This window comes from Nocardia sp. NPDC051750 (genome assembly GCF_044453135.1).
Taxonomy (GTDB): Bacteria; Actinomycetota; Actinomycetes; order Mycobacteriales; family Mycobacteriaceae; genus Nocardia.
Map to the genome: position 1 here is coordinate 496,447 of NZ_JBITCK010000003.1, position 13,368 is coordinate 509,814.

Genomic DNA, 13,368 nt, shown 5'->3' on the forward strand with positions numbered 1-13,368 from the left:
CTCCCATGGTGTTCCGCGCAGGACGGATCGGCAGGCCGGGGCTGCTCGGCACGGTCGCCCGCACCGCGGTGGTGGCGGGTACGGCGCGCGCGACGGCGAATGCTGTCGATCGCCACGCACAACGGCGGGCGACGGAGAGCCAGGCCTACGCCGCACAACAAGCGCCGCCGCCACCTCCGCAGCAGTACGCCCAACCGGTGCCTTCCCCGGCGGAGACGGAATCGGCGGACCTCGTCGGCAAACTGCACCAACTGGGCGAACTCCATGCCTCCGGTGTGCTGTCCGACGACGAATTCGCCGCGGCCAAACGGCAACTGCTCGGTTGACCGGGCAGGTGGGCGGGAGGCGGTGCCGTGATCGCCCGGCATCCGGCGCGGAGCGGGGCCGTCGAGTCGTGAGGATTGCGTCATGGGCGCGGTGATCGGCGACCTGCTACCGCTGGCGGTCGGTGTGGCGATCTCGCCGATCCCCATTGTCGCGGTCGTGCTGATGGTGTTGTCCCGCAATGCCCGCGTCGCCGGGCCCGGCTTCGGAACGGGTTGGGTTGCGGGCATTCTCGTGGTGACAGCGATCGTGACCGTGATCGCGGGATCGCTCGGCTCCGGTTCCGGCGGTGGGACAGCCGCGGCGTGGATCGAGATCGTTCTCGGCGTCGCGTTGATCGTGCTGGCTTTCACGCAGTGGCGTTCCCGCGCCGATACCGCCACCCCGGAATGGATGCGGGCGATCGACGAGTTCACCTTCGGGAAGGCCGCGGGCCTCGGGGTGGTGTTGTCGGCCGTCAACCCCAAGAATTTGCTGCTGTGTGTGTCCGCCGGGGTCACCATCGGGAATGGCGGGCTCGGCGTCGGCGGCGATATCGTGGCACTGGTGGTCTTCACGGTGCTCGCTGCCGCGTCGGTGCTGGTGCCGGTGGTCGGGTATCTGGTAGCGGCCGATCGCATATCCGGCGCTCTGGCCACCGTCAAGGACTGGCTGCAGGCCAACAACCACCTGGTCATGGCGATCGTTCTGCTGATCATGGGTGCGGCGGTGTTCGGCAAAGGTGTGGGTGGGCTCGGGTGAACCGCGCCGGACCGGTCTGCGTGGCAGCCGGATTCACCCGTGAGGCATGAGTCCGCACACCGTTGCCGTCGGTACCGTCGACCGGGCAGCGTCGTCGAATCGAGGAGGCCGCCGTGGCTGGAACCTTGACCGTATGGAAGTTTCCGACCGAGACCGGAGCCGACACCGCTGTCGCCACCCTGCAGGACCTGCGCCGCCGGAAACTCATCACCCTGCACGATGCCGCGGTCGTGAGCTGGCCCGCGGAGGCACATAAGCCGAAAACGCGGCAACTGCACAATCTGCCCGGTATCGGGGCGCTGGGGGGCACCTTCTGGGGCCTGCTGTTCGGGATCCTGTTCTTCATCCCGCTGGTCGGTGCCGTCGTCGGCGCAGGGATGGGGGCGGTGGCGGGGGCGCTGACCGATATCGGGATCGACGACAAGTTCATCAAGGAGTTGCGGGACCGGATCACCCCGGGTACCTCGGCGTTGTTCGTCCTCACCTCGAATGCGGTATTGGACCGGGTGCACGACGAATTCCGCGGTCAGAGCCCCGAATTGATCTCGACCAACCTCTCGCACGAACAGGAAGCGAAGCTGCGCCGGGCGTTCGCCGAGTGACAGAGGGCCCGTGCACGGTCAGTGTGTCCGCTCGGGCGCCGGCGACCGGTGCGGATCCGACAGCGTCATACTGATGCCGATGAGGAGGCCGACGGTGACGACGCTGATCGCGCCGAGCAGCGGGCCGAGTACCTCCAGAGCCTCGGCACCCTGCGGTTCCGCGGTACCGGGAACGGCGTGGGCGTGCATGGCGGACATACCCGTGTAGTGCATGGTCGCCACCGCCGCGGCCAGCACGAATGCGGCGCACAGTGTCGATACGATCCCCCAGGAGTGCAGGCTGAACCAGAGCGTCGCCGTCGCGGCGACGGTGGCGATCACCAGCGAAAGTGCCACGCGCGCCGGGTCGTAACCGATATGGGCGTCGGTCTGCATGGCGAACATTCCGGTGTAGTGCATGGCCCCGATCCCGAGGCCGGTGATCACACCACCGCTCAGCAGGGTCACCAGTCCGGAGCCGGGGGAGCTCACCAGGAACAGGCCGATACCGACCACCCCGATCGAGAGGACCGCGCTCAGGACGGTGAGGGGAACATCGAATCGGATCTGTGCGCCTTCGATCGAAAAACCGAGCATCGCAACGAAATGCATGACCCAGATCCCGGTACCGCCGAGGGCGATCGCGGCCATGGCCAGCCAGCCGAGCCGGCGCCGCCCGCGGCGGGCCTGTTTGGTGCATTGCAATCCGATGGCACACCCGGTGACCGAGAGGAAATATGCCAGCACGGGCGTCAGCCAGCCCAGTGCGAAATGTTCGAGGTGAAGCATGTCCATCCAAGGTCGTGCCGGGTGTTCCGGAGCCAGTTCGTCGAGATCGACAGTACGACAGGCGGATCGGCGATGTGTGCTGATTGTTTGCCCGAGTTCCCGTGGTTTCGGTCACATTTGCCGTGTGCGACGCGGTGTTTACGCAATCGTGCGTTCTCCTCCTGCTCGATTCGATTGCCCGGATCGTTGCGATTCCTTCTCGGAAGAATCACTGGAAATGCGATATTCCTGGGATGTTTCGGCGTGGGTGAACGGGTACGCGGACGCTCTCGGGAGAGGCCGGGCGACCCGGATTCGACCGCGGATCCGGAGCGGCGGAATTCGCGCGACCCGGCGATAACCGATACATAACTGTGGCCGCTCCGTGCTTGCGGAGAGCGCCCGCGTACCGGACTCCCGCCTCGGCCGATGACTCGGTACCCGGTTACATGTACATCCGCGGATCCGGCTGATAGTCGTGGGGAATGACCACACCGGGTGAGTTCGAATTCGAAGACGTCTACCGTGGCGGCGGCCCGTTCGGGCCCGGCGCCACCGCGCCGTGGAGTATCGGCGAACCTCAGCCCGCGCTCGCCGCGCTGATCCAGCAGGGCCGATTCCACGGCGAAATCCTCGACGCCGGATGCGGCGAGGGCGCGATCTCGCTGTACCTCGCCGAACAGGGCTTCACCACGGTGGGCCTGGACCTCGCGCCGACCGCGATCGAATCGGCCCGCACCGAAGCCGCCCGCCGCGGGCTGACCGGTGCCTCCTTCGAGGTCGCCGATATCACCTCGTTCACCGGCTACGACGGCCGCTTCGGCACCATTGTCGACAGCACGCTGTTCCATTCGATCCCGGTCGAGTCCCGGGAGAGCTACCTGCAATCCATCGTGCGTGCCGCCGCCCCGGGCGCCTCGTATTTCGCCCTGGTCTTCGACCGGGCCGCCATGCCGGAAACGCCCGGGCCCGGTCCCTCCCCGGTCACCGCCGACGAACTCCGCGACGTGGTCTCGAAGTACTGGGCGATCGACGAGATAGAACCGGCGCGAATCCACGGCAAGCTGCCCGCCGGGCTGGATGCCCTGGTCGACAGCCCCATGTTCCGGTTCGAGGGCCTGCGCGACGAGCCCAACGGCCGCAAGTCGATACCCGCCTGGTTGCTGTCGGCACATCTGGACTGACACAACCGGGCCCGGGCGGGTCGGCCGGTTGTGGTGGATCGCCGGTCCGGCCGGCACGTACGCTCGTGGGGATGCCGAGTACCGAACAATTTCCACAGAACGGCACCCTGCTGTGCGACGACCCCGCCGACTCGGCGAGCGCCTGCGGGCTCGGATCGGGTGACCTGTGTATCCCGTACCACCGCGCCCACGACGACACCTGGGGCTACGTCTGGGGCGATTGCTGGCGAGGTCCGGCGCAGACCGGTGGCTATCTCGGCTCCCCGCTGATCCTGACCCAGGAAACCTTCGACGCCTCCGGCGCCCGCCCCATCGAATTCGGCCGGCCGGTGCCCGCTGCGGGTCCGGCCCGGCAACTGTTCGACTACGCGCACAACGCGGACAACGGATTCGGCGTCACGGAGGTTTCCCGTATCCCGAACGACGCCATCGAGATCGACGGCCGCACCCTCGTCCAGTACACCTCGGTCCACACGTGGGTTCCCCCGGACTCCGCGGTCGACGGCTCCGCATTCTCCGGGGTCGCCTACTCCGATGATCAGGGCGCCACCTGGCACGACTTCGACCACCACTGGGACGGTCAAGCGCTCGGCACCGACGGAAACCCCTACGGGATGTGGACGTTCGCCGGGATCGATCCCGACGGCTACCTCTACATCTTCGCCAAACGCTGGAACGGCAGCCACCACTATCGGTTCGACCACGGCCACATCCAGCTCTTCCGTTACGACCCCGCCGATTTCCGCCGCGGCGATTTCGCCGCCCAGCAGAACTGGGCCCACGTCGACGGGGAATGGGGCTGGTACCCGGCGAGCCGATATCCCGCCACCCCGATCTTCGGCCCCGGCAACGGTATCGGTGAGCTTTCCGTGAAACGTATCGGTTCGGCCTACGTGATGGCGTACTTCGACTGCGCCGACCTGAGCATCAAAACCCGTACGGCCCCCCGCCCCGACGCACCGTGGTCGGCGGAGAAAATACAAGTGGTGCACGACCATGCGCACCTCCCGTCACACCGGGGTAAACCACAGCTGCCCAACCCCTACGGGGGCTACATCCACCCAGGGTCCCCCTCACCGTCGAACCTGACCCTGCTGATCAGCCGCTGGAACGGCATCGAAGGCGCCCGTCCCTACGCCGCCACCCAGTGGACGGGCCTGTCCGCCTGACCGTGGTAGGTCGGCAGGACGCGGGCGCTACCGATCCGGCCGGTAACTTCTGTCCCGCAGGGAATTCAGCTCTGATCGGCAACGAACGAAGGCCGCGCCCCGCCTCGGTGGCGGGACGCGACCCCTCGACTGGACCGGTCAGCGATCGGCGCCCAGCAGATCCGCTGCCTTTTCGCCGATTACGACCGCGGGGGCGTGGGTGTGGCCGCGGATGATATTCGGCATCACCGAGGCATCGGCCACGCGCAGACCCTCGACACCGCGCACCTTCAGGTCGGGAGTGACCACGCTGCCGGCGTCGGTGCCCATCCGGCAGGTGCTGACCGGGTGGTACAGGGTGTGCGAATGCCAGGTGAGCGCCTCTTCGAGGGTTTCGTCCAGCGTGTCCAATTCGCGCTTCGGCTGCAAGAAGCGGCCGAGAGCGGGGCTCAGGGGCTGGGTGCTGGCGATCCGGTGGGAGATCCGCAGGCCTTCGAGGAGGGCGGCGCGGTCGGCGCCTTCGCTGTCGGACAGGTAGTTCGGATCCACGAGTGCTTTGGCGGTGGGGTCGGCGCCGGTGAGGGTGACGGTGCCGCGGCTGCGTGGGCGCAGCAGGATCGGTCCGAGCGCGACCGCGTGGCCCGGTGCGATACCGATTCCCTCGTCGAAGAACGGCGCGGGGCCGAAGATGATTTCGAGGTCGGGCAGTTCGAGTTCGGGGCGGCTGCGCACGAAACCGTAGGCCTCACCGACATTGGAGGTGAGCATGCCGCGGCGGCGCACCAGGTAGTCGAGCAGCTGGCGCGGTTTCTCGGCGTCGAAGAGCGTGCCGGAATCCACCGCGAACCCGATGAGCGAGACCAGGTGGTCGGTGAGATTGCGGCCGACCTCGGGGGTATGACGCAGGACCTGGATACCGTGCTCGCGTAGCTGTTGTTCGTCTCCGATCCCGGAGAGCATGAGCAGCTGCGGCGTATTGATCGCGCCACCGCAGAGCACGACCTCCCTCCGCGCGCGCAGGGTGAAAACCTGGTTGCCTTTACGGTATTCGACGCCCACCGCGCGGGTGCCCTCGAACAGCACCCGGCTCGCGTGCGCTTCGGTGATCACGGTCAGGTTTTCCCGCCGCCGCGCCGGCTTCAGATAGGCATCGGCCGTGCTCCACCGTGCGCCGCGCTTCTGCGTGACCATGGTCTGGCAGAAGCCCTCCGGCTGTGCGGAATTGGCGCGTTCGTTCTTGAAACCGGCAAGTTCGGCGGCCGCCAGGAAATCCCGTGTCCACGAGCTTGCGCTGCGCTGGTGCGCGATCCGCAGCGGACCGTTGCGGCCCTCGTCGGGTTCACGCGCCCCCTCGACGGATTCGATCTTCTTGAAATACCCGGCGACCTCGGCGAACGACCAGGACTCGCCGGCTGCCTGGGCCCACTCGTCGTAGTCGGCGGCGAAACCGCGCACCCACATCATCGCGTTCATCGAGGACGAGCCGCCGAGGAGCTTGCCGCGCGGATACAGGATCTGGCGGTTGCCGAGCTCGGGTTGCGGGGTGGTCAGATAGCCCCAGTCGCATTCGCCCTGGAAGAGCTTGGAGAAGGCGGCCGGAATATGGGCGAAACGGTTGCTGTCCTCGGGCCCGGCCTCGAGCGCCGCGACCCGGTTCCCCGGATTCTCGCTCAAGCGAGCGGCGACGACCGCACCGGCGGAGCCGGTACCGACAACGATGTAATCGACGGTGGACGGGAGGGCTGCATCGGCATTCATCGGTGAGTGCTCCAGTCGTGGTTCAGCCGCGCAGGGCGGAGGCGAAGATGGCGGGCAGCCGGGACCAGCGGGGATCGGCGCCGAAAGCGGCGAGCCGCCGGCCGGTTTCCGCGGCGGTCCGATTGGTGACGAACCAGGGCGGCTTGGGGGACAGCGCCCATTCGCGGTGCAGTATCGAACGCGGCGCCGGGCGGAACGGCCCCCGGACGACGGTGCGTTCGATCCGGTCGATCAACCACGCGTTGTGCACGACGCCGATCCCGCTCTGCACATCGTCGAGGGTGTGGCCGGGATAGGCGCCCCAGCTCGCGGTGGGGGTCAGATAACCCACCGCGGTCCAGGCGTTGATCGCGATGGTGCCGTACCGCAGCCGCGCGATGAGCGCGTCGAACTCTTCACCCAGCTCGTCGATGCTGTCCGGGTGCGCGACGATATTGGCGCCCAGGGTGCCGGTGAGCCGGTCGTTCGCCGTGTCCACCGCCGCGCGGGCGAAGGCCGTGCCCGTGCCGGGCAGCTCCACGACCCCGAGAACCGGTGCGAAGTATTCGGTCGAGTACAAAGTTTCCGCCGCCGCCGGGTCCAGTCCGGTGACCAGCAGCCGTTCCCCCCGGGCGCCGAGGGACCGGGCCTCCGGATAAGTGGTGCGCGCCGCGGCCACCCGGTCATCGCTGCCCGGGTAGTAGGCACGTCGTCCCGGCGCCCGATCGAGCGCCGCGGCCAATGCCGCCAGAAATTGATCCTTCTGCGGCCAGTCCGCGGAGACGATCACCGCTTGTGCCGCGACACAGTTGTAGCCGCCGTTGTGCAGCCGCTGGGTCGCGAGATGTTCGGCCTGGAACTCCAGGTCGGCGGTACTCCACCGGCCCGGTAGCACGATCGTCGGGGACACTCCGCCGAGCTCGCTGCTGATCGGTTTCTGCAGCAGCGGTGTGCCGGCGGCCTTCCGTGCCGCCGCGTCCGGGCCGGTCCCCCAGACGATGGCATCGTGGGTCGCGGCGCTCCCGGTCATATGGACGTGCGCGACCCGTTCGTGGTTGACCAGCTGTCCGCCGATACCGGCACCGCCCGTGAGTACTCGGACGACCCCGAGCTCGATGAACGGCGCGAAGATCTTCTCGAAGACCGGGCGCAGCGGATCGGTGACCGGGTTCAGTTTGAGGGCGACGACACGGTTGTGCGCGATCAGTTCGTAGATCGTGTCCAGCGGCGCGATCGAGGTGATGTTACCGGCGCCGAGCACCGCCCCGATCCCGTGCGTGCGGGTGGGATCGAGCTGAGCGAGCCCCGCGTTGGCTTTCGCCGCGGCCGAGCTGACACCCCGCTGCAGCCAGACTTCGGCGCGGAAGCCGCTGAGCAGCAGCTCGTCGTACAGGCCGGTGGGCAGCGCCCGAACGGTCACCCGGTCCCCGGCGGCGCCGAATGTCGCGTTCGCGAGCGGGCTGACGCCTCGCTCCAGCGATTCGAGGGTGCCCGAGACGGCGGCGAGGCTGGTCGCGAGCGCATACGGCCCGGACATCCATTCCTCACCCACCAGCGGCGACGAGGCGTCGAGGCCCTTGATCCGAACGGCGGCGTCGACCCACTCCTGGGCATACTGCCCGGTGAGCGCGCGCATCCGGTCGAGTAGGGCGCGTCTACCGGTCAGCGGTAACCGCGACCATTTCTTCTCGCCCTCGGCGAGGTCGGATATGGCGGCGTCGATGACCTTATCGGCCGCGGGGGCCTGTTCTGTCTGCACGGTGGCACACTCCATCGATGAGGATCACGCGGGAATCCGGACACTACCGAGTGTGACTGTGCTCACGACCGAGCGAAATGTGTCACCGTTGCGGACTTCCCGCTCGGTATTTGTGCCCGTGCACAATCTGGGCGTGGTCTGGATCACGGCCGCTGAGTACACTGCCGATATGACCACGCCCGCACCGGTGACGCCGACACCCGAGGCATCCGCCCTGGCCGCCCGCCTGTCGGACGATGTCGAGGTGCTGACCGATATCCTGGTCGGCCGGATCTCCGTCGCCGACCCTTCCTACGGGCAGTCCGGGCTGCTCACCGAGGAACAGCTGCAGAACACCTGCCGGGAAAACCTGACCTCGGTGATCGGGGCGCTGGCCCGCACCCACCCGTTGCGGCTGAGTCCGGCCCGCGCGGCCGGCCGCTTGAAGGCCGAGCAGGGGATCCCGATCGCCGCCCTCCTGCACGCCTACCGGCTGGGCGGTCGCCTCATCTGGGAAGAACTGACAAAACGGTCCGCCGGGCCGGGCGACCCCCGGCTGCACGATCTGGCGACCCACCTGTGGGAGCTCATCGATCTGTACTCCGACGCGGCCGTCGAGGCCTACCGAGATACCGAGGTCCTGCTGGCGCACTCCGACGCCCAGTTCCAGAGCCGGCTCGTTCGGACCCTGTTCGACGATCATTCCGGGAATCCGGCCCGGGTGCTCGATGTGCTGCGCACACTGGGGATTCCGGAACGCGGCGCCTTCGCGGTCGTCGCGATCGATACCGAACCCACCGCTCCGCTGCCGGGGAAACTCACCGCCGCGCTGGAGAGCCTCGGGATCCGGTCGGTGTGGGATGCGCAGATCGATGCGCATATCGGGTTGCTGTCCGGGGCCTCGCCGGCCGCGATCGACCGCGCCGCCTCGGAGATTTCCGCGTTCGTCGACGACCGGGTCGGAATCAGCACCGTATTCTCGGCCCCCCAGGCCATCACGGCGGCGCTCACGGAAGCCCGCCTCGCTTCGCGGTCCGCGCGCCCGGGGGCGGCCGGTGCAATCCGTTTCGGCGACGAACCCGTCGGCCACCTGCTCATCGCCGTCCCCGATGCGGGTCGCCGGGCCGCCGCGCAGATCCTCGGCCCCCTCCTCGACCTGCCGGCCGCCGAGCGTGGCGACCTCATCGAGGCGCTCGATGCCTGGTACCGGTGCGGCGGTTCGGCCGCGGCCGTCGCCGAAACGATGCACTGTCACCGCAATACGGTGCGCTACCGGCTGCGCAAGATCCGCGACCTCACCGGTCGCGATACCACCGACCCCCGCCAATCCGCCGAACTGTACCTCGCTCTGGAAGCCCTGACCCTGCTCGGCGCCACGAGCCGGTAATGCTGATCTTCGTGGATTCGAGGAATCCACCGGTCCGGCTCCGGACTGGGTGCCTTCCCTCGGAGCCGTTCCGTACCGGTTGACGGAGGCCTGCCGCCGGCCCGGCACTGCCCGCCGCGGGGTGATGGACCCGTTCGATGCGCTGTACCAGGATCTGGCCGATCTCGGGGATATCTTCGGTGTGCGGGCGAAAGCCGACGTGCTCGTCGTCGGCTACCGCGATCAGGTCGCCGCGGCGCGGCGACCGCACCCGCCGGGCAGACGCCGGCCTGGGTGTTCCTGTTCGACAGCGCGACTCCCGAACCGTTCACCTAGGGCCGGACCGCGGCACCTTCTCGGATCATCCGTGAAGCCGGCGGCAGCAACATCAGGTCGACGACCTGACGACTCGTGGACCACGGCCTCGTGGGAGGCCGCGCCGCAACGCGACCCGCAGGCGATCGTGATCGTGATCGTCGACTACGGTGCCGGACCGGAGAATTCGGTGGACGCGAAGATCGCGCTGCTCCGCCGGCAGCCGCTGATGGCGGAAACCATCGCGGTCCGGGAGAACAACATCATCGCCCTGCCGTATGCCGCGCTGGTCGAGAGTCCGCGCAATCCCCAGGCCGTGGTTGCCGTCGCCGAGATCCTTCGGTCGAAGGGGTACGGAGTGGGTCCTCGATGTTCCGGCGGCGGGCTCGGGTTCCGCCGAAGCCGGGTTGGTCCGCCGCTCGGAGCGGACGGTAGGCACTTATTCGCATTGCCGCGCTTCCGGTTCTCGATACGATGAATCGAGAACCTTCTTCCCCGTTGAGCGGATCGGCTGCACGACAATGATTTTCGCATCTGCCCTCGATATTCTGGCGCAAGTGGAGGCCCCGGTTCCGGAGCCGCCGCCCAGTTCGGACAAACTCCTGCAGCTCATCGACTATCTGATCCTGCTCATCATCATCGTGCCGATCGCGGTGCTGGTGTTCGGTGTTCCGCTGATCATCGTGCTGGTGATCCGGTCCAACCGGCGTGCACCGGGTGGGCCCGGGGCAGCGCCGGGTGGCGGCGGCCCGGGTGAGCTGGGGCCGGGCGGTCCCGGGCACGGCGGCTCGGCCGACGGCGGGTACGGCGGCTACAGTAGCGGCAGCCCGGGCGTCTGAACGCCGAATCGAATTCCGGGATCTGGTCACCGGTAGCCGCCCTCGGCCGGAATCAGCAAGTCCGTTGCGCCGGTATCGATCACATGGCCGCAATGCCTGGTCAGCGTGGTCATGAAGAGTTCGTCACCGCGTTCGGTCCGTTCGACGACGACCGAGGCCGCGATCGACATGATCACGCCCATGAAGCTCTGCCGTCGCACCGCTTCCCGGACCTGACCCGGCGCTATCGGCGGATTCGGACCCAGCGCCGCGCAGTAGGCCTGCAGCAGATCGTCGTAGTGCGTCCGGCGGAGTTCGGCCGGGAGTGCGCCGCCCAGGAAATAGGCGAGGTCCGTCAGCGCCGGTCCGGACATGACCCCCTGCCAATCCACGACCGTCAGCGGTCTTTCCGCCTCGGGTGCGCCGAACAACATGTTGTCCAGGCGGTAGTCCCCGTGCACCAGCCCCTGCGGGTCGCCGCTCACCAGTTCGAGGTAGTGGTCGAAGGCAGCGACCAGTGCGTCGCACACCGAACGCTGGTCCGCGGTCAGGTAGTCGCCGTAGCGGTCCAGGAACAGCGTATAGAGCTGCTCGAACAGGGCCGCGTTCAGCAGCGAGCTGCGATCGAGCCAGCCGGCCTCGGTGAGCGACGGTCGCCCGCCGGCCAGCGAGTGCAGGCGGCCGAGCTCGGTCACGGCGAGAAAAGCCTGTTCGGCGGTCGCGCCGAGGATCTCATCGCCCACCACGGCAGGTGCCGCGTCCTCGAGGACGAGGTCGAACGCGCCCGACCCGGGGTCGATGGCGGCGTGGTAGCACGCCGGAATCGGGCCGCCTCCCAGATGCGGCACCAGCTCCCGGTAGAACCGGACCTCGCTCTCGTACAACCCCATCGCTGAACCGGTCTGCCGACTGGTCGGATCACCGGACGCGACTTTAAGGATCACCGATCGCGGCCCGGTCGCACCGGCTGCGTAGTCGACGACGACCCGGTAGCAGTCGCTGACCTGGCTTGTGCCGATACGTTCGTACCGGAAGCCGAGAACTGCGGCCCCCAGTGTCGTTGTGAGCCACTCGCCGGTGAGGTCGGCCGGGCTTGCGATGACCGCGACGTCCGATGGATCCGCCATGGACGAACGTTACCGCCGGAATGTACTGCCGACTGCCGTTTCGAATACATTACTGTTGATCTAACTGGACTGGCGGTGAGCGGTACGGGACAGGTAACGGCTCGGGGGCATCATTTCCGGAGCCGCTAGTCTCGATCCGGTGCCGAGCGACTGCTCGCCACACCGGATCGAACCAGGAGGAGGGACCGATGCCCAGGAGTGAAGGCTCCTCCGGTTGGTTGCGTGAACTGCGGTCCGGGAGCGGGCAACAGCCGGTGCTGGTCTGTTTTCCGCCCGGGGGTGGCTCCGCGTCCAACTACCGTTCTCTCGCCGCGAACCTTGCGCCGGGCCCGGCGGTTCACGCCGTCCAATACCCGGGTCGCCAGGATCGTCTCGCCGAGGACCCCGTCTCGTCGATCGGCGAGCTCGCCGCAGTGATCGCGGCGGCGATGGAACCGATGGCTGCCGGGAGGCCGGTGCTCTTCGGCCACAGTATGGGCGCCACCGTGGCCTTCGAGACGGCCCGGCTGCTCGAAGCCGCCGGGCGAACGGTCGCCGCACTTTTCGTTTCCGGCCGCCCCGACCCGGCATACGTCGAACACGGGAATCTCCATGGTGCGCCGGACACCGAGGTGATCGCCGAACTCGAGCGGCTGGCGAACGACCCGGCATCGGTCCGGATCCTGCGGGAGGAGCCGGGTATCGCCGAGATCGTGCTGCCCGCGGTGCGCAACGACTATCTGGCGGTCGAAACGTACCGGTACGCGGCGGGGGAGCCGCTCGGTTGCGATATCTTCGCGCTGCTCGGCCGGTCCGATCCCACCACGACCCCGGAGCAGCTCGAGGAATGGCGCAATCACACCACCGGGCATTTCGAGATGCGACTGTTTCCCGGGCGCCACTTCTACCTCGACGTTCACACTCGTGAGGTGGCGGATTTCGTGAGCTCGAAATTGATGCTCGTGGACGCACCGGACCCGTAGACCTTCCGGTCGCTGTGCCCGGCAATCGCCTCCGCGAAGCGGCCTCTTCCTCGAGGTCATGCAGACGGTTGTGACGGCGCTGCTGGAATTCGGCCGCAGACGCACCGGTAGTTACGACTCTGTGTAGTAGTGAATCCGGACATCGAGTAGCGTTCCGGTCTATGGAACTCGTCTACAACGTTGTGGTCGTCACCCATCTGCTCGGGATGGCGGCCGTGGTCGGCGGATACGCCGCCGGGCGGCCCGCGGTCAACGAGGTGATGGTGTGGGGTGCGCGGGCGCAGCTCATCACCGGGGTGATCCTGGTCGGACTGGCCGAATCGGTGACCTCACTGGACAAAGACCTGAACATGGTGAAGATCGGGGTCAAGCTCGTCATCTCGGTGCTGGTCGCCGCGTTCGCCGAGATGGGCCGCGCCGACGCCAAACGGGGCAAGGACCCGGCTTGGATGCCCGACGCGGCCGGTGGTCTGGCGATCGTCAATGTGCTGATCGCGGTGCTGTGGACCTGAGCCGGCTCTGTTGACGGCAACGCCCGCCGGCCACCGACGGCCGGCGG

The 13,368-nt window shown here is 67.8% G+C and carries 14 protein-coding genes; 10 read left to right on the forward strand and 4 right to left on the reverse strand.

What is annotated here, in order from left to right; all coding sequences use genetic code 11:
- Window positions 1–5: 5 nt before the first annotated feature.
- The 3 genes from ACIA75_RS15965 (at window position 6) to ACIA75_RS15975 (ending at window position 1,667) form a co-directional block, all read left to right on the forward strand.
- A complete protein-coding gene (locus tag ACIA75_RS15965) occupies window positions 6–326 on the forward strand; it encodes an SHOCT domain-containing protein (protein WP_397104358.1) in 321 nt (106 codons plus the stop codon).
- Between the two features lie 82 nt (window positions 327–408).
- On the forward strand, window positions 409–1,065 hold the full coding sequence (locus ACIA75_RS15970; RefSeq protein WP_397104360.1) for a GAP family protein: 657 nt from the start codon (window positions 409–411) through the stop codon (window positions 1,063–1,065).
- 113 nt (window positions 1,066–1,178) lie between these two features.
- Window positions 1,179–1,667 carry a DUF1269 domain-containing protein gene (locus tag ACIA75_RS15975; protein WP_397104362.1) on the forward strand — a complete coding sequence of 163 codons (489 nt, stop codon included), beginning with the start codon at window positions 1,179–1,181 and terminating at the stop codon, window positions 1,665–1,667.
- A gap of 18 nt (window positions 1,668–1,685) precedes the next feature.
- Here ACIA75_RS15975 and ACIA75_RS15980 read toward each other — a convergent pair whose 3' ends face one another.
- Entirely contained in the window at window positions 1,686–2,441 is a 756-nt protein-coding gene (locus tag ACIA75_RS15980; protein WP_397104364.1) for an MHYT domain-containing protein, read from the reverse strand.
- 458 nt (window positions 2,442–2,899) lie between these two features.
- Between ACIA75_RS15980 and ACIA75_RS15985 the strand changes: the two genes are divergently transcribed.
- Together ACIA75_RS15985 and ACIA75_RS15990 are read left to right on the forward strand one after the other, a co-directional pair.
- Window positions 2,900–3,598 carry a class I SAM-dependent methyltransferase gene (locus tag ACIA75_RS15985; protein WP_397104366.1) on the forward strand — a complete coding sequence of 233 codons (699 nt, stop codon included), beginning with the start codon at window positions 2,900–2,902 and terminating at the stop codon, window positions 3,596–3,598.
- A 71-nt stretch (window positions 3,599–3,669) separates the two neighbouring features.
- On the forward strand, window positions 3,670–4,767 hold the full coding sequence (locus tag ACIA75_RS15990) for a DUF4185 domain-containing protein (RefSeq protein WP_397104368.1): 1,098 nt from the start codon (window positions 3,670–3,672) through the stop codon (window positions 4,765–4,767).
- Window positions 4,768–4,905: 138 nt separating this feature from the next.
- Here the strand turns inward: ACIA75_RS15990 and ACIA75_RS15995 are convergent, their stop codons facing one another.
- Together ACIA75_RS15995 and ACIA75_RS16000 are read right to left on the reverse strand one after the other, a co-directional pair.
- On the reverse strand, window positions 4,906–6,504 hold the full coding sequence (locus ACIA75_RS15995; RefSeq protein ID WP_397104370.1) for a GMC family oxidoreductase: 1,599 nt from the start codon (window positions 6,502–6,504) through the stop codon (window positions 4,906–4,908).
- Window positions 6,505–6,526: 22 nt separating this feature from the next.
- Window positions 6,527–8,257: an aldehyde dehydrogenase family protein gene (locus tag ACIA75_RS16000; protein ID WP_397104372.1), complete on the reverse strand. Its 1,731-nt coding sequence runs from the start codon at window positions 8,255–8,257 to the stop codon at window positions 6,527–6,529.
- Window positions 8,258–8,411: 154 nt separating this feature from the next.
- Between ACIA75_RS16000 and ACIA75_RS16005 the strand changes: the two genes are divergently transcribed.
- The 3 genes from ACIA75_RS16005 to ACIA75_RS16015 all read left to right on the forward strand — a co-directional run bounded on the left by ACIA75_RS16005 (window position 8,412) and on the right by ACIA75_RS16015 (window position 10,741).
- Window positions 8,412–9,608: a PucR family transcriptional regulator gene (locus ACIA75_RS16005; protein WP_397104374.1), complete on the forward strand. Its 1,197-nt coding sequence runs from the start codon at window positions 8,412–8,414 to the stop codon at window positions 9,606–9,608.
- A 346-nt stretch (window positions 9,609–9,954) separates the two neighbouring features.
- Entirely contained in the window at window positions 9,955–10,380 is a 426-nt protein-coding gene (locus ACIA75_RS16010) for a hypothetical protein (RefSeq protein WP_397104376.1), read from the forward strand.
- Between the two features lie 43 nt (window positions 10,381–10,423).
- On the forward strand, window positions 10,424–10,741 hold the full coding sequence (locus tag ACIA75_RS16015) for a hypothetical protein (RefSeq protein ID WP_397104378.1): 318 nt from the start codon (window positions 10,424–10,426) through the stop codon (window positions 10,739–10,741).
- Window positions 10,742–10,767: 26 nt separating this feature from the next.
- Here the strand turns inward: ACIA75_RS16015 and ACIA75_RS16020 are convergent, their stop codons facing one another.
- Window positions 10,768–11,847 carry a phosphotransferase gene (locus ACIA75_RS16020; RefSeq protein WP_397104380.1) on the reverse strand — a complete coding sequence of 360 codons (1,080 nt, stop codon included), beginning with the start codon at window positions 11,845–11,847 and terminating at the stop codon, window positions 10,768–10,770.
- A 188-nt stretch (window positions 11,848–12,035) separates the two neighbouring features.
- Here ACIA75_RS16020 and ACIA75_RS16025 point away from each other — a divergent pair, with 188 nt between their 5' ends.
- Both ACIA75_RS16025 and ACIA75_RS16030 read left to right on the forward strand, forming a co-directional pair.
- Window positions 12,036–12,809, forward strand: coding sequence for a thioesterase II family protein (locus ACIA75_RS16025; protein ID WP_397104382.1), 774 nt, complete (start codon window positions 12,036–12,038; stop codon window positions 12,807–12,809).
- A 161-nt stretch (window positions 12,810–12,970) separates the two neighbouring features.
- A complete protein-coding gene (locus ACIA75_RS16030) occupies window positions 12,971–13,321 on the forward strand; it encodes a hypothetical protein (RefSeq protein ID WP_397104384.1) in 351 nt (116 codons plus the stop codon).
- The last annotated feature ends 47 nt before the right edge of the window (window positions 13,322–13,368 follow it).